The sequence below is a fragment of the Saccharopolyspora antiqui genome, from assembly GCF_052246905.1.
GTDB lineage: Bacteria > Actinomycetota > Actinomycetes > Mycobacteriales > Pseudonocardiaceae > Saccharopolyspora.
The window spans coordinates 26389-42088 of the sequence record NZ_JBQQBO010000011.1 but is presented as its reverse complement, the minus strand read 5'-3'; the positions used below and the strand labels follow the sequence as shown (position 1 = coordinate 42088).

General features: G+C 69.4%; 14 protein-coding genes and 1 pseudogene. 12 read left to right on the top strand and 3 right to left on the bottom strand.

Features of this window, described 5'->3' with window-relative positions; genetic code table 11:
• The first annotated feature begins 119 nt into the window (after positions 1-119).
• The 9 genes and pseudogenes from ACTWQN_RS18660 (at position 120) to ACTWQN_RS18620 (ending at position 7687) form a co-directional block, all read left to right on the top strand.
• Positions 120-2669: a DUF4118 domain-containing protein gene (locus ACTWQN_RS18660; protein WP_443204778.1), complete on the top strand. Its 2550-nt coding sequence runs from the start codon at positions 120-122 to the stop codon at positions 2667-2669.
• Complete coding sequence (locus tag ACTWQN_RS18655; RefSeq protein WP_443204777.1) at positions 2666-3346, top strand: response regulator; 681 nt, start codon at positions 2666-2668, stop codon at positions 3344-3346. Before ACTWQN_RS18660 ends, ACTWQN_RS18655 begins: the two co-directional genes overlap by 4 nt.
• Positions 3347-3421: 75 nt before the next feature.
• Positions 3422-3583 (top strand): annotated as a pseudogene (locus ACTWQN_RS18650) (Scr1 family TA system antitoxin-like transcriptional regulator); the annotation flags it as partial.
• Complete coding sequence (locus ACTWQN_RS18645) at positions 3558-3683, top strand: DUF397 domain-containing protein (protein ID WP_443204776.1); 126 nt, start codon at positions 3558-3560, stop codon at positions 3681-3683. The pseudogene ACTWQN_RS18650 and the gene ACTWQN_RS18645, both read left to right, overlap by 26 nt.
• Positions 3684-3760: 77 nt before the next feature.
• The gene (locus ACTWQN_RS18640; protein WP_443204775.1) at positions 3761-4168 is read left to right on the top strand and encodes a hypothetical protein; all 408 of its coding nucleotides are present in this window, start codon (positions 3761-3763) and stop codon (positions 4166-4168) included.
• 11 nt (positions 4169-4179) lie between these two features.
• On the top strand, positions 4180-4770 hold the full coding sequence (locus ACTWQN_RS18635; protein ID WP_443204774.1) for a DUF3558 family protein: 591 nt from the start codon (positions 4180-4182) through the stop codon (positions 4768-4770).
• A 10-nt stretch (positions 4771-4780) separates the two neighbouring features.
• On the top strand, positions 4781-6034 hold the full coding sequence (locus ACTWQN_RS18630) for a hypothetical protein (RefSeq protein ID WP_443204773.1): 1254 nt from the start codon (positions 4781-4783) through the stop codon (positions 6032-6034).
• 1 nt (position 6035) lies between these two features.
• Positions 6036-6839 (top strand): ESX secretion-associated protein EspG, encoded by an 804-nt coding sequence (locus tag ACTWQN_RS18625; RefSeq protein WP_443204772.1) that lies wholly within the window; start codon positions 6036-6038, stop codon positions 6837-6839.
• A 224-nt stretch (positions 6840-7063) separates the two neighbouring features.
• A complete protein-coding gene (locus tag ACTWQN_RS18620; RefSeq protein WP_443204771.1) occupies positions 7064-7687 on the top strand; it encodes a nucleoside/nucleotide kinase family protein in 624 nt (207 codons plus the stop codon).
• Positions 7688-7791: 104 nt separating this feature from the next.
• Here the strand turns inward: ACTWQN_RS18620 and ACTWQN_RS18615 are convergent, their stop codons facing one another.
• Positions 7792-8262, bottom strand: a complete 471-nt coding sequence (locus ACTWQN_RS18615; RefSeq protein ID WP_443204770.1) for a hypothetical protein — start codon at positions 8260-8262, stop codon at positions 7792-7794.
• Between the two features lie 159 nt (positions 8263-8421).
• Here ACTWQN_RS18615 and ACTWQN_RS18610 point away from each other — a divergent pair, with 159 nt between their 5' ends.
• Together ACTWQN_RS18610 and smc are read left to right on the top strand one after the other, a co-directional pair.
• Positions 8422-8715: an acylphosphatase gene (locus ACTWQN_RS18610; RefSeq protein WP_443204769.1), complete on the top strand. Its 294-nt coding sequence runs from the start codon at positions 8422-8424 to the stop codon at positions 8713-8715.
• Positions 8716-9037: 322 nt separating this feature from the next.
• Positions 9038-12805, top strand: a complete 3768-nt coding sequence (smc, locus tag ACTWQN_RS18605) for a chromosome segregation protein SMC (protein WP_443204768.1) — start codon at positions 9038-9040, stop codon at positions 12803-12805.
• A 55-nt stretch (positions 12806-12860) separates the two neighbouring features.
• Here smc and ACTWQN_RS18600 read toward each other — a convergent pair whose 3' ends face one another.
• On the bottom strand, positions 12861-13181 hold the full coding sequence (locus ACTWQN_RS18600; protein ID WP_443204767.1) for an anti-sigma factor: 321 nt from the start codon (positions 13179-13181) through the stop codon (positions 12861-12863).
• Between the two features lie 242 nt (positions 13182-13423).
• Here ACTWQN_RS18600 and ACTWQN_RS18595 point away from each other — a divergent pair, with 242 nt between their 5' ends.
• Positions 13424-14071 carry a DUF2057 domain-containing protein gene (locus ACTWQN_RS18595; protein ID WP_443204766.1) on the top strand — a complete coding sequence of 216 codons (648 nt, stop codon included), beginning with the start codon at positions 13424-13426 and terminating at the stop codon, positions 14069-14071.
• A 108-nt stretch (positions 14072-14179) separates the two neighbouring features.
• Here the strand turns inward: ACTWQN_RS18595 and ACTWQN_RS18590 are convergent, their stop codons facing one another.
• Entirely contained in the window at positions 14180-15694 is a 1515-nt protein-coding gene (locus ACTWQN_RS18590) for a sodium:solute symporter (protein WP_443204765.1), read from the bottom strand.
• Between the last annotated feature and the right edge of the window lie 6 nt (positions 15695-15700).

Sequence of the window (15700 nt, the reverse complement as noted above, 5' to 3'; positions counted from 1 at the left end):
TCGAGGCGGTCGCGGTTGCGGTGGGTGACAGCCACGGCCTGCTCGCCACGAGCCGGGCAGGAAATGTGCAGTTGATGGCATTGGCCGCTGATAACAGCGGCTCGTAGGAGACTGGAAGCGTGGCGGAGAAAGGACGACGGCGCGGCGAGCTGCGGATCTACCTCGGTGCGGCTCCTGGGGTCGGCAAAACCTACGCGATGCTCAACGAGGCGCACCGCCGCGTTGAGCGCGGTACGGACGTGGTGGTCGGCTTCGTGGAGGACCACGGCCGCACCAAGACCGCGGCGCTGCTCGACGGCTTGGAGGTCCTGCCGCGCGCGAGCATCAGGCACCGCGGTGTCGAGCTGACGGAACTGGACCTCGACGCGCTGCTGGCCCGCAAACCGGAGATCGCCGTCGTCGACGAGCTGGCGCACACCAACGTGCCCGGCTCCCGCAACGAGAAGCGCTGGCAGGACATCGACGAACTGCTCGATGCCGGGATCAACGTGCTGTCCACGGTGAACGTGCAACACCTGGAGAGCCTCAACGACGTGGTGGAGACGATCACCGGCATCCGCCAGCAGGAAACGGTGCCGGACGAGGTGGTGCGCCGCGCCGGGCAGATCGAACTCGCCGACATCACGCCGGAGGCGCTGCGCCGCCGCATGGCGCACGGCAACGTCTACGGAGCTGACCGCGTGGACGCCGCGCTCGGCAACTACTTCCGCACCGGGAACCTGACGGCGCTGCGCGAGCTGGCCCTGCTGTGGCTGGCCGACCAGGTCGACGTGGCGCTGCGCCGCTACCGCGCGGAGAAGAAGATCACCGCCACCTGGGAGGCGCGCGAACGCGTCGTCGCGGCGGTCACCGGCGGCCGGGAGAGCGAGACGCTGATCCGCCGAGCCCGCCGCATCGCCGCCCGCGCGGGCGCGGAGCTGCAGGTGGTGCACGTGTTGCGCGGCGACGGGCTCGCCGGGGCATCGCCGCGCGCGCTCGCCCGCGCGCGGAAGCTGGCCGATGCGGTCGGCGCCAGCTTCCACACCGTCGTCGGTGACGACGTGCCCGAAGCGCTGCTGGAGTTCGCCCGCGCCGCGGACGCCACCCAGCTGGTGGTCGGCACCTCGCGGCGCTCCCGCTGGGCACGGCTGTTCGACGAGGGCATCGGCGCCGCCACGGTGCAGAAGTCCGGGCCGATCGACGTGCACATAGTCACCCACGACGAGGCCGGAGGGCGCCCGCTGTTCAAGAAGTTCGCCCGCAACCCGCTGTCCTCGGCCCGCCAGACCTGGGGTTGGTTGCTCGCCGCGCTGCTGCCCGCCGCGGTCACCGCCGCGGCGTTCTCCCTCGGTGACGTCGCGCTGTCCACGGACGTCGTCGGTTATTTCCTGGCCACCACCATCGTCGCGCTGGTCGGCGGGATGGCACCGGCGATCGTCGCGGCGCTGATCTCCGGCGGCCTGCTGAACTTCTTCCTGACCCCGCCCCGCTACTCGCTGGCGGTGGCCGATCCGCAGAACGTGGTGGCGCTGGGTGCGATGGTGATCGTCGGCATGCTGGTCGCCTTCATGGTCGACCGCGCCGCACGGCTGGCCGAACAAGCCAACAACGCCCGCACCGAAGCTGCGCTGCTGACCTCCTACGCCCGAACCGTGCTGACGCACCCCGATCCGCTGCCCCGGTTGCTGGAGAAGGTGGTGGAGAACTTCGGGCTGACCTCGGCGGCTCTGCTGGAGCGCACCGACGACCGGTGGCAGGTGGCGGCGGCCAACGGCGCGCAACCGTGCACCAAACCGGATCAGTCCGATGTGGACATCGAGGTCAACCCGGACGTGCACCTGGTGCTCAAACGGCCCGGCAACCGGCCGCTGCCAGCCGCCCACCGCACGGTGCTGGAAGGCGCGGCGGGTCAGGCGCTGGTCGCGCTGCGCCAGCAGCGGATGGCCGCGGACGCACTGGAAGCCCAGCGGCGCGCGGATGCGACGCAGCTGCGCACCGCACTGCTGTCGGCCGTCGGCCACGACCTGCGCACCCCGCTGGCGTCGATAAAGGCCTCGGTGAGCAGCCTGCGCGCACCCGATTTGCGGCTCTCGGACGAGGACACCGCCGACCTGCTTGCCGGAGTGGAGGAATCCGCGGACCGGCTGACCGAGCTCGTCGACAACCTGCTGGACTCCTCTCGGTTGGCGACCGGCGCGATCGTCCCGCAACACCGTCCGGTCAGCTATGACGAGGCCGTGGCGGGTGCGCTGGCCGGATTGGACGGGCGGGCGCACATCGAGGTCGACATCGACGAAAGCCTGCCGCCGGTGCTCGCCGACGTCGGGCTGCTGGAACGGGTGGTGGCCAACGTGGTGCAGAACGCGCTGAAGTACGGCCGCCCCAACGGTCGCCCGATCGGGGTGCGCGCCAGTGAGCACGCCGCATGGGTCGAGTTGCGCGTGGTCGACCACGGGCCGGGGCTGCCGGAGGGCGACGCGGACACCGCGTTCGCGCCGTTCGAGCGGCTCGGTGAACACGGCGAGCGCGGCGACACCGGGGTGGCCGGGGTCGGGCTCGGATTGAGCGTGGCGCAGGGCTTCATGACGGCGATGCAAGGCACGATCCGCGCCGAGGACACCCCCGGCGGCGGGTTGACGATCGTGATCTCACTACCGGCGGTCACCACTGACGGACAGGGGAGACAATGACGAGGGTTCTGGTTGTCGACGACGAACCGCAGCTGTTGCGCGCGTTGCGGATCAATCTGGCCGCGCGCAGCTACCAGGTGCTCACCGCCGTCGACGGCGCGTCCGCACTTCGGGCGGCCAGCGACGGAAAACCCGATGTGGTCGTGCTCGACCTCGGGTTGCCGGACATGGACGGCAGCGAGGTCATCGCGGGCCTGCGCGGCTGGACCACGGTGCCGATCATCGTGCTGTCGGCGCGCACCGACTCCACCGACAAGGTGCACGCCCTCGACGCCGGGGCCGACGACTACGTCACGAAACCGTTCGGCATGGACGAATTGCTCGCCCGCCTGCGCGCGGCCGTGCGGCGCGCGAACACCAGCGGATCCGCTGATCAACCGCTGGTGGAGACTTCCACGTTCACCGTGGACCTGTCGGCGAAGAAGGTGTCTCGCGATGGCGTGGAGATCCACCTGACGCCGACCGAGTGGGGCATGCTCGAAGTCCTCGCCCGCAACAAAGGCCGCTTGGTGGGCCAGAAGCAGCTGCTGAAAGAGGTCTGGGGCCCCCAATACGCCAACGAAACCCACTACCTGCGGGTCTACCTGGCCCAACTACGCCGAAAACTCGAACTCGACCCCAGCCACCCCCGCCACCTGATCACCGAAGCAGGCATGGGCTACCGCTTCGAACCCTGACACCCCCGCTCCGTCGCCACAGAGTGACGGGGACGGAGTGAAGGGCACCTTCGACCGGCTTACTCGGTCAAAGGTGCCCTTCAGACATCGGAGTACACGAGGGCGATCATTGAGGCAACTGGGCAGTTGAGTGCGCGCGAGGTTGACTCCTTGGTATCTGCCCGAATGGCCAGACAAGGGCTTCTCAACAAGGAACAGTCGCTAGCATTGCATGCGATCGTTGAAGAATCGGCGCTTACGCGTCCGATACTCGAAGGATCGAGATGGTGGTGTGCTGGTGTTTTCCGCGCTGTGGTGGGCCGAATTCGTCGGGAGTCTCATGCGGGTCAGAGCATAGGTCCGTAGGGTTGGTGTGAAGTTTCCGCGAGTTGGTGCGTGGCGGGAACCGTCGCTGCTAGGGTCGGCGTCGACCCGGTGATCACACGCCGCGACCTGGGGGTTTCCGCGATGACGACACCAGCACCACCGCCACCTCCACCGGTCCCGGGTGGCCCCGGTCAGACCATCTCCGTCAACAAGGACAACATCCTTGAAGTGCGCAAGATCATCCTGATGGCGGCGGAGGACGCCCGGGAGAAGCTGGCGAGCTTGGCGCCGAGCCTGATGGTCACCGCTCCTGCTGGTGACAACATCAGCACGACTTCGGCGGCGGTGTGGACCGCGAATCTCGTGGGGAATCCGGATTCGCACTACGCGAGGCTGATGCAGTACGTGAACAACGTCTTCGAACTCGGGCTCCAGATCGAACAAGCCGCCAAGGACTACGGCTACACAGACGACGAGATCGCTGCGTCTTTCCAGCCGCAGCAAAGGCAGATGTGAGGGGAGTCCCGGTGCGGGTGCGTCTCGGGTACGGGTTGATCGCATTGGCCGCCGCCGCAGTCGCGCTGACCGGCTGCACGGTGAACGGACCGGACCCGGAGCCCACCACCTCGGCGCCAACTACCGAGGCCGGGTCATCGCTGAACCTCCCGCAGCGGCCGAGCGAATTGCCGATCGCGGGCAAACAGGATTCGGATGCGTGCACCTGGCTGACCTCCGACCAGAAAGCCGAACTGGAGGCGGGCGGCGGGCGACCGGTGGTCAAGAACGGGAACAACTACAACGGTTGCACCTTCCTCGGTCAAAGCGGAAACGCGCAGTTCGGTATTACGCTGCGCATCGTGCCCGAGGGCCTGGCGGAATTCTCGCAGAAGATCGCCGGTTCGCCGGAGACCATCGACGTCAACGGTTTCGGTGCGCTGCGGGGACAGGTTCCGGGGGCCGAAAGCCTCGGTTGCGCGGTGTTCGTCGATGCCGCCGAAGGCCAGACGCTCTACGTCGACTTCGGCCTCACCAGCCCCGGCGCGCTGAACAACCAGCAGATGTGCGAGCGGGCCGAGCAGGCTGCCGAGGCGGCTGTGACGACCTTGCAGAGTAGCTAGGGGGAAAGTCGTGACCAGCATCGATCCGATTCGCGATATCCGGTTCGAGGGGATGGACATCCCCCAGCTCCAGGAGTGGATCACCCAGATCAAGCAGGGGCGCGGCTCGGAGTCGATGCAAGGCGCGGTCCGCGCGCTGGAGCAGTGCGTGCAGGTCGTCGTCGATCTCGACGACACGCTGCGCCGCGAACTCGGCAAGCTGCAGATCGCTTGGGACGGCAACGCCGGGAGCCTCGCGGCCGCCGCCACCCAGCAAACCTCCCTGGTCATGGCTGACGCGCCGGATCCGTTGAAGGCCTCCGCGGACAGCGTCGACGCGCAGGGCCGGGGTTACGAGTCGGCCCGCAACAACCTGCCGAACAACGACGAACTGCGCCAAAAGCAGTCGGAGAACGTGCTTGAGTGGGCCGGTGGTGGCTTCGGCTACGAGAGCGACTACGACAAGGAAGCCAAGGCGATCGAGGCGCAGAAGCAGGCCGCGCAGGCCGCGCTCGCCTCCTACCGCGACACATCCGTCAACCAGGCCGACAGGTACCAGCCGCTGCCGACGATGCCCGCTGCCGCGGTCGCGGCCGCACCGTCGCCGAGCTCCATGCCGAACGCTGGCATCGGCTCGGTCGGCTCCGTCACCGGAACGCTACCGCCCAGCGATGTGCCCGGGGCAGTCGTCGGCGGCCCCGGAAACGTCGGACGCGGCGGTGGTGACAACCGCACGGTCCCGGTGCCCGGTGACCGCAGCGACACCGAACGGCCTCCGTCCGAAAAGGACATCGCAGGCTCGGCGGACCCCACGCCGGAAGCCAGCGGGGATGGCGGCATCAGCACCGGCACCGTGCTCGGCCTCGCCGCCGGGGGCGTCGCGGCGGTCGGGATCGGTGCGTACGCCGCGAGCCGGGTGCTCGGCGGTCGCGGCGGCCCCGCTGCCGCCGGGGCCGGTGCTGGCGGCGGTGTGCGCGGTGTCGAAGGCAAGCCCGAGGCGGCCCGCGGCGGATCGTCCGGCATCGGCGGCGGCCCCGGCGACACCACGGCCGGGCGGGCCGCGGGCAACACGCCGGGCAGCCGCCCGAGCGCCGGGTCGCTGATGGGGCCTGCGGCGACCCGCGGTGAGAAGCGCAGCGAAGACCAGGAGCACGACAACAAGTACGTCGCCGAGGAGACCCCGTTCGACGACGAACGGCTGGTCGCCCCGCCGGTGCTGGGGCACGTCGATGCCGAGGCCGATTCCGACGAGGACATCGACGACGAGCCGAAGAAGCAGGACTGACGTGCGCCCTGGAGCAGAAGCCGAGCCGATCGTGCTCTCCGCACTGGAATTCGACGTGGTGTGCGAGGCGGAGAAACTCACCGATCGTCGGCACATCATCCTCAACGTGCCGAGCCCGGGAGCGACGTTCACCGAGCGCGCTGAGCTCGTCGCGGACGTGTGGGCGGGGCTGCGCAGGCGCCGCCTCGCCGAGGCCAAGCGCGACCGCGTCGACGTCGACTTGGCCGATCTGCTCGGACTGCTCAACCGGCCGCAGCGCAGCATCGACGTGCGGATCTGGGCCGACCGGCCGATCCGGGCCCTGGCCTCGGCCAACGGCAGCGACGGTCTTCTGGCCATTGTGGACGGTGACATCGTCGAGCTCACCCCGGTCCGGGGGAGTTCGCTGGCCGAGGCGGCGGTGTCGGTGGCGGGTGAGATGCCGCCCGGTCCGGGCCGCGCGGTGAGCCTGCCCAACGACATCCTCCGCGAAGCCAGCGACTACGCGGGTCCGAACAACCCGCTGGTGTTCACCGACGAGCTCCGCGCGCTGGGCATCGCCCCGGACGACGCCGCCGACATCGCCAACATGGCCGACGGCATGGGAATCCGCGGCCAGTTCGGCGTGGAGGCCTGCCCGGGTCGGGACGCCAAACCCGAGCGAGCCAACCGGGTGGTCGCCTTCCACGACACCGCGAAGGGCCGCTACAGCCACGTGGTCCGCGCCAGCGGAGACGGTCGCCGCTGGAGCACGATCGCCCCGGCGGACAACGCGCGAATCGCCGAGTACACCAGAGAACTCCTCGCCGAACTCTGGCAGGACTGAGACACCGCCGACGAACCAGTGCCCCGAAACCGCGATGAATGCGCATCGCCATCGGTAGCGCACGAGGGTCGGCGTTGAGGCGACCGGGCGATTTCGCGCGAAATCGCCACTCGCCTAGCCCGCACCGGGACCCGGAACTAGATCAAGGACCGGAATCCACGCCTCGGCCGGAGGTCGGTTCCACTCGGCCGTAGCCTGGGACTCCGGTGATTCGGAGGTGTGGCGTGGTCGGGTACGCGGAGCTGGTCAAGCGGGCTCGGGCGCTGGTTGTTGCTGGGCAGCGGCGGGTGCTGGGGATTGCCGGGGCTCCCGGGGCTGGGAAGGGGACCGTGGCTGAGCGGGTTCTGCGGGAGCTCGGCGACTCGGCCGTGCTGGTGCCGATGGATGGGTTCCACCTGGCCAACGCGCAGTTGCGGCGGCTGGGGCGGCAGGACCGCAAGGGGGCGCCGGACACCTTCGACGCCGCCGGGTACGTCGCGCTGCTCCGGCGGATTCGGGAAGGCGGGCCGGACACGGTTTACGCGCCCGAGTTCCACCGGGAGATCGACGAGTCCTACGCTGCGGCCATTGCCGTCGAGCCCGATGTTCCGCTGGTGATCACCGAAGGCAACTACCTGCTGCTGGACACGCCGCCTTGGTCGGCGGTTCGGGGGCTGCTGGACGAAGCGTGGTTCCTCGCCCCCGACGACGATGTTCGGGTGCGGCGGCTCATCGCGCGGCACATCAGCTACGGCCGGAGCGCTGCTGAGGCGGCGCAATGGGTGCACCGCAGCGACGAACGCAACGCCGCGATCGTCTCACCCAGCAGGGACCGCGCGGATCTCGTCGTACTCGGTGATCCGCAGTGATCGAGTATTCGAGGAGGACCGCCGATTTCGCGCGAAATCGGCACTCCTCGTGAGGCAGGGGCGGCGGTTTCGCGCGAAATCGGCACCACCGCGCGCCGCGAGCTTTACCAGGAACCGCCCGACGTCTCCGCGCCTGAGGTCGGCGTCGGGGTCGGCGGCCGGGTGGACGACGTGGGGGGTTTGGTCGATGTCGGCGGCCTGGTGATCGTCGGCGAGGGCCGCGTCGGCGTCGGAGTCGGCACCGTCGGCGTCGGTGGCGGGATCTCCGTCGGAATGACGCTGCCCGACGAGGTGGGCGCCGTCGACTTGCTGGTGGAGGTGCCGTGTTGCGACGTTTCGATGCTGCTGATCGGCACCGGCGGTGGCAGCAGCGGCGGTTGGAAGGAGGTCTGCGCTGGCCGCGACGTGGCGGTGGGCTTCAGCGTGAAGTCCGGAGTCGCCTCGTCGCGTTGCTGCGTGCCCGCGACCATCGCGGCGGTGGTCGCGAAGACGGTCGCGGCGGCGATGCCCGACGCGGCCAGCATCACCAGGCGTTTCGGCCGCGCGTCCGGGTCTTCCAGCAGCATCGGGTCCATGGGTGCCCCTCGGCTCATCGGGCGTTGTCTCCCGGATGCCCCGAAAACATCCGGCTGCCGCCTGCAATCGGGCGGTCACACCCGTGTTTCGGGTAACCGTAGCGATCGCCGCAAGTCGCCCGTACCGCAGGGCCGCGGTTGGCGCGGGCATGCGGCATCATGCCGGGCGTGACGGATTCGCAACAGGCACGACTGACCGCATGGGTGCACGGGCGGGTGCAGGGAGTGGGTTTCCGCTGGTGGACCCGGTCGCGGGCGCTGGAGCTCGGTTTGGTCGGCAGTGCCTCGAACCTGTCGGCGGGCCGGGTCGAGGTGGTCGCCGAAGGTCCTCGGGACGCCTGCGAGAAGCTGCTCGCCGCGCTGCGTTCCGGCGAAACGCCGGGCCACGTCGAGCACGTCGCCGAGCAGTGGTCGCAACCCAAGGGCGGCCTGACCGGTTTCGTGGAGCGTTAGCCCGGTGCGGCGGAGGTGTCGGCTTTGCCTGGAACCGCGCGGCGGTTTGCCGGGTTCAGGTGCGCCAGCCGTCGGCGGAACGCTGCTGTCGGTCGGTAGGGGTGTTCACCTGCGAAGATCGTGATGCGGAAAGTTCCGGACAGCCCGAGGTTCGGTCGCCGTCGCAGTCGCGTGGGGTGTCGTTGTTGATCTCGACAGGATGGCTGGAGCGGGCAAAATCGTCGCAACCAGCGGTTCTGCGCTGTTGCGGCCGGACGCAGCGGTAGGCTCGTTCGGATGTGACCCACCGGTCAGCCGAACTACGGGAAGGTCGATCGCAGCCGTGCACCTGAAGAGCCTGACGCTGAAGGGGTTCAAGTCCTTCGCCTCGGCCACCACGCTGCGCTTCGAACCCGGCATCACCTGCGTTGTCGGCCCGAACGGCTCGGGCAAATCCAACGTGCTCGACGCGCTGACCTGGGTGATGGGCGAGCAGGGTGCGAAGGCGTTGCGCGGCGGCAAGATGGAGGACGTGATCTTCGCGGGTACCTCGGGCCGCGCCCCGCTGGGCCGCGCCGAGGTCACGCTGACCATCGACAACAGCGACGGCGCGCTCCCGATCGAGTACACCGAGGTCTCCATCACCCGCCGGATGTTCCGCGACGGGGCCAGCGAGTACGAGATCAACGGCAACACGTGCCGGTTGATGGACGTGCAGGAGTTGCTGTCGGACTCCGGCATCGGCCGCGAGATGCACGTCATCGTCGGCCAGGGGCAGCTGGCGACCATCCTGCAGGCCAAGCCGGACGAGCACCGCAGACTCGTCGAAGAGGCCGCGGGCGTGCTCAAACACCGCAAGCGCAAGGAAAAGGCGCTGCGCAAGCTCGACGCGATGCAGGCCAACCTGACCCGGTTGACCGACCTCACCAGCGAGCTGCGCCGCCAGCTCAAACCGCTGGGCAAGCAGGCCGAGATCGCTCGCAAAGCGCAGACCGTGCAGGCCGATCTGCGGGACGCGCGACTGCGGCTCATCGCCGACGACCTGGTTTCCGCGCGCGCCGACCTGGCCCGCGACGAAGCCGACCAGGAAGCCGCGCGGGCCCGGCGCACCGAGGTCGAGCGCGCGCTGCAGTTCGCCCAGTCCCAGGAGAAAAACCTCGAAGAGCAGGTCGCCACCGATGCGCCGCGACTGGCTCGGGCGCAGGAGACCTGGTATCGGCTGTCCGCCCTCGAAGAGCGGCTGCACGGCACGTTGCGGCTGGCCGCGGAGCGGCACCGGCACCTGACCGCGCAGACCGAGGAACACCGGCCCGGCCGCGACCCCGATGAGCTCGACGCCGAGGCGGAAGAGGCCGCCGAGCAGGAGATCGAGCTGCGCGAGCAGGTGGAAGAGGCCCGCGAGGCGCTCGGCGAGGTGGTGCAACACCGTTCGCAGCTGGAGGCCGCGCTCAAGCAGGCCGAGCAGGCCCACTTGGCGGCGGTGCGGGCGATCGCCGACCGGCGCGAAGGTGCCGCTCGGCTCGCCGGGCAGGTCGAGTCGTTGCGCAGCAAGGTCAGCGACACCGCCGACGAGATCGAGCGGCTGTCGGACGCGCTGGACGAGGCAGGCGGGCGCGCCGAGGAAGCGGAGCGCGCACAGGCCGACGCCGAGGACGAAAGCGGCGGCTACGACTCCGATGACGCCGGGCTGCAGGAACGTCGCGAGGCCGCGGCCGAAGCGCGCGATGCGGCTCGGGCCCGCGTCGAGGAGCTGGTGAAGGCGGAGCGAGCCGCGGAGCGGGAGATCGCGTCCTGGAAGGCGCGGGTCGAAGCGCTGTCGATGGGCTTGCAGCGCAAGGACGGCGCGGGCGCGCTCATGTCGGCCGGAGACCGGGTGCCTGGTCTGCTCGGGTCGGTGGCCGCGCTGCTCAGCGTCGAGCCCGGTGCGGAGGCGGCGCTGGCCGCCGCGCTGGGTGCCGTCGCCGACGCGGTCGCCGTCCGAGGTGTCACCGACGCGGTCACCGCGCTGGAGCTGCTGAAGGCCGACGAAGCGGGTCGAGCGGGCCTGCTCATCGGCTCCACTGTGGACGTTGATCGGTCCGGCTGGCCGCAGCTGAGCGCTCCGGCGCGCTGGGCGGTCGACCTGATCAGCGCACCGGACGGGATGCGGGCCGCGCTCGCCAGGGTGCTCGACCGGGTCGCGGTCGTCGACACGTTGGCCCACGCCAGGGACCTCGTGCAGCGCCACCCCGAGATCCGGGCCGTCACCACCAGCGGTGATGTCCTTGGCGCGCACTGGGCCATCGGCGGTTCCGACGACCGGCAGAGCACCATCGAGGTGCAGGCCGCCGTCGACGAAGCCGAACGCGAACTCGCCGCCGCGCAGCGGCGTCTGGAGCAGCACTCGGCGGCGTTGGAAGGCGCGCGGGCCGAAGAGGAGGCGCGGCGCGCCGAGGTCCGCGCCGTGCAGGAGCAGATCAACGACGCCAAGGTTCGGCGGGCGCGCAGCACCGAGCGGTTGTCCAGCCTGCAACGCGCGGCCCGCGCCGCCGTCGGCGAGGTCGACCGAATCCGCCAGCAGCGCGTGAAGGTCGAGCAGTCCCGCGAACAAGCCCTGGTCAAGCTCGCCGAACTCGAAGAGCGGCTGACCGTGGTCAAGTCCGAACAGGACGAGGCCGCGGAGCCCGACACCAACGAGCGGGACCGGCTCAGCACCGAGCTGAGCGCCGTGCGGCAGCAGGAAATGGACGCCCGGCTCGGGCAGCGCACCGCCGAGGAGCGGGCGCGGGCCGTGCAGGGGCGCGCCGACCAGCTGCGCCGAGCCGCCCGTCACGAGCGCGAAGCGCGCGCCCGCGCCGAGGCGGCGCGCAAAGGCCGGGAACGCGCGGCGCACGTGACCCAGGCCGTTGTCGCCGGGTGCGAGACCGCGTTGGAGCGCATCGCGCAGTCGCTGCGCGCCGCGACGGAGGAGCGGGACGTCGCGCAGGCTAAGCAGAGCGAGCACGAGCAGGCGCTCGGCGCCGTGCGGGCCCGGGTGCGGGAGCTCGGCGGGGAGCTGGAGAAGCTGACCGATGCGGTGCACCGCGACGAAGTGGTGCGCGCCGAGCAGCGGTTGCGCATCGAGCAGCTGGAAACCAAGATCATCGAGGACTTCGGGATCGGGCTGGACGACCTGGTCGACGAATACGGGCCCACCGTGCCGATTCCGCCGAGTCCCGCTGAGATCGCCGAGTACGAGGCGGCCAAGGAACGCGGCGAAGAGGTCAGCTCCCCGCCGCCGGTGCCGTTCGACCGCGCCACCCAGGAGCGCCGCGCCAAGCGCGCGGAGAAGGACCTCGCCTTGCTGGGCAAGGTGAATCCGCTGGCACTGGAGGAGTTCGCCGCGCTGGAGGAACGCTACAAGTTCCTGTCCACGCAGCTGGAAGACCTCAAGGACAGCCGACGCGATCTGCTCAGCGTGGTCAAGGAAGTCGACGAGAAGATCCTGGAGGTGTTCACCGCCGCCTTCCACGACGTGGCCAAGGAATTCGAGACCGTCTTCAAGGTCCTGTTCCCCGGCGGCGAGGGACGGCTGATGCTCACCGACCCCGACGACCCGCTGACCACCGGTATCGAGGTCGAGGCCCGGCCGCCGGGCAAGAAGGTCAAGCGGCTTTCGCTGCTCTCCGGCGGTGAGAAGTCGCTGACCGCGGTGGCCATGCTGGTGTCGATCTTCCGCGCGCGGCCTTCGCCGTTCTACGTGATGGACGAGGTCGAGGCGGCGTTGGACGACACCAACCTGCGACGCCTGATCACGCTGCTGGACCAGCTGCGCGCGACATCGCAGCTGATCATCATCACGCACCAGAAGCCGACCATGGAGATCGCCGACGCGCTGTACGGCGTGACGATGCGCGGCGACGGCATCACGCAGGTCATTTCCCAGCGCCTGCGCGGTGATTCCGGCAGCCGCCGCAAGGCCGACGGACCATCGGCGCCCGATGCGCCACCGGAAGGCGACGTCGCATCGGTGCTGGCGGACCAGGCCAGCGCGGTCGCGGCGGCGTCGACCGACACCTCGGAAGACGTTGCTGGAGAACCGGTTCCGGTGCCCGAAAGCGGTACGGCGAGCGAGGAGCGCGACGGCAATTAGGTCCGCGGTTGATTCCAACGGACGTCGATCGGTTTCGCCGGTGCGGCATCGCGGGTCAGGCGCCGCCGCCGAGGGCGTATCCCACGCTGAAGGCGACCAGGGCGGCGACCAGCGCGCAGCCGAACACCACGGGCCAGCCCGGCCGGGTCGGTGTCCAGTCGGCGGGCACGGTGCGCCACGGCGTCGATTCCGGCGGGGGCGGCGAAATCCACTGCGGCGCCGCGCGATTCCACAGCTCCGGCCGTCTCAGTTCTGATCGGCAGGAATCGCACCGCGACAGGTGCGTGTGCATCGTCAACCATTCGACGTCGCTGAGCGAGCCCGTCGAATAGGCGTCCAGCAACGACCGGAATTCCGCGTGATTGATGTCTTGCACTGCTACCCCGTCCGCAACTTCGGCGAACACCGCCTGCGTATTTCATCGACTCGACGGGACTCCCGCTGAAGGGCCGACCGAAGGCATTAGTCTCTGGGCAGCCACGTCGGTTTCGGCGTTCGGACCCGCGTGCGAGACGATGTCCGGCATCCACATCCGGGGGCGGGTGTTGGCGAAAACTGGGTGCGGGTGTTCCCGCTCCACCCCGAGTGCGGGGTCCCACCAGGTACAGGAGGCTTTCCATGACCAACCCGTACGGCCCCCCGCCGGGGCAGCAGCCGTATCCCGCGCAGGGGCAGCCGATGGCGCCGCCCGGCGCGTACGGCCCACCGTCCGGTCCGATGCCGCAGCAGATGCAGCCGGGGATGCCGCAGCCCATGCCGCCGCAGCAGGGTGGTTACCCGCCACCGCAAGCCGGTTATCCCCAGCAGGGCGGCTACCCGCAGCAGGGCATGCCCGGCCCGATCGCGCCGCCGGGGCAGCCGATGGCGCCGCCCGCACCGGGCATGGCGCGCGTGCTGATCGACTGCTCGTACTTCTGGCTGGCCTGGATGCTGATGTTCTTCAAGCCGCAGGTCACCATCAACGGCCAGCCCGGCCCGATCCTGAACTGGGGCAAGACGCCGATCGATCTGCCGCCCGGCCAGCACCAGATCCAGATCCACGTCAACTACCTGTGGCGGATCGGCAACGCGACCGCGGTGGTCCCGCTGGCCGTGGGTCAGCAGGTCGACGTCTACTACGCGGCACCGGTGATCGTCTTCGTCGACGGTGCGATTGGCCCGGGGCCGCAGAAGGCACCCGGCGTTGGTCTCGCCCTCGGTCTCATGGGGGGCGTCTTCGGCCTGTGCCTGCTGATGATCCTGGTCTCCCTGATCGCAACCCTCTGAAGGCTTCGCACTCCGGTGCGGACGACGCTGGCGCTCCCCGAACGGGTCAAGAGTGAAGGGCACCTTTTACCAAGTTAGTTGGCGAAAGGTGCCCTTCACCCCGTTCCGTCACGCTTTGTCTACCGGTTCCGCGGGAGCGGGAGCGGGGGTGGGGGTGCGGGTGTGGCGTAGGGAGAGTAGGCCGCCGACGAGCAGGGTCACTATGACGCCGAGGGGGGTGTACCAGGGGAATGCCAGGGCGCTTTCGCCGCCCTTGCCGTCCGGGAAGGTCACCCCGAAGACGAAGTAGAGCACCACCACGATCGTTGCCGCGAAAGCGATCACCGCATCCGTTTGGCGGGCGCGTTTCACCAGCAGGCCCAGCAGGAAGGCGCCCAGCAGCGCGCCGTAGGTGTAGCTGGCGATGCTCAGCCCGACCTCGACCACCGGGTTCTCGGTGCTGCTGAACATCGACGCGAACACCACGAACACCACGGCCCAGACCAGCGTCCACAGCTTGCCCATCCGCAGGATGGCCGCGTCGGTGAGGCGCCGCTTGGAGATCCGCTGGTACAGGTCGCTGACCGTCGAGGTGGACAGCGAGTTCAGCGAGGAAGCCAGGGTGCTCATCGCGGCGGCCAGGATCCCGGCGATGAGCAGGCCGGACAGTCCCGGTGGCAGATCGTTGACGATGAACGACGGGAACAGCTCGTCCTTGCTGGCCATCCCGAGTGCCGCCGGTTGGGCACCGTTGAAGAACGACCACAGCATCGTGCCGATGAACAGGAACAGCGCGAACTGCAGGGCCACCACGACACCGCTGGCGATCAGCGCGCGCTGGGCATCCCGCAGGTTCCGGCAGGCCAGCAGCCGCTGCACCATCAGCTGGTCGGCGCCGTGCGAGGCCATCGCGAACACCGCTCCACCGATGACCGCGGTGAAGAACGCGTACTGGTTGGTGACGATCGACGAGCCGAAGTCGAACAGCTCGAACTTGTTCTCCGCGAGGGCCGTCGACATCCAATCCGCGGGCAGTCGACCGGCGAGCACGACCGCGGCGAGGATCGCGCCGCCGATGTAGACCCCCATCTGGATCGCGTCGACCCACACCACCGCCTTGATGCCGCCGAGGTAGGTGTAGATCACCGTGAGCACCGCCAGGATCAGCACGATCTGCCAGTACGACATGGACACGCCGAAGGCGTCCAGCATCACCTTCACCGGGATGGCGGTGGCGAACAGCCGCAACCCGTCGGCCAACAGCCGGGTCACCAGGAACGTCACCGAAGCGGTGCCCTGCAACCCGGCGCCGAACCGCTGGCCGAGGAAGGCGTACGCGCTGACCAGGTTCCCGGTGAAGTACTTGGGCAGCAGCACGAACGCCACCACGACCCGGCCGATCAGATACCCGATCGCCAGCTGCATGTAGGTGAAGCTGCCGAGGTAGGCCACCGTCGGCACGCTGATCACCGTCAGCGTCGAGGTCTCGGTGGCGACCACCGAGAAGCACACCGCCCACCACGGCAGCTGGCGGTTGCCGACGAAGTAGTCCTGCGAGCTGCGCTGCCGACCGCTGAGCAGCACCCCGAGTACCGGCATCGCGACCAGGTACAACCCGATCACGACGAGGTCGAGCGATCGCATGGAGCC

Bases quoted from the DNA above. Each gene is read 5' to 3' on its own strand.
- ACTWQN_RS18655 (WP_443204777.1), top strand. From the start codon at position 2,666: ATGACGAGGGTTCTGGTTGTCGACGACGAACCGCAGCTGTTGCGCGCG.
- ACTWQN_RS18615 (WP_443204770.1), bottom strand. From the start codon at position 8,262: ATGGACCCGATGCTGCTGGAAGACCCGGACGCGCGGCCGAAACGCCTG.
- ACTWQN_RS18610 (WP_443204769.1), top strand. From the start codon at position 8,422: ATGCCGGGCGTGACGGATTCGCAACAGGCACGACTGACCGCATGGGTG.
- ACTWQN_RS18645 (WP_443204776.1), top strand. From the start codon at position 3,558: ATGCGATCGTTGAAGAATCGGCGCTTACGCGTCCGATACTCGAAGGAT.
- ACTWQN_RS18595 (WP_443204766.1), top strand. From the start codon at position 13,424: ATGACCAACCCGTACGGCCCCCCGCCGGGGCAGCAGCCGTATCCCGCG.
- ACTWQN_RS18590 (WP_443204765.1), bottom strand. From the start codon at position 15,694: ATGCGATCGCTCGACCTCGTCGTGATCGGGTTGTACCTGGTCGCGATG.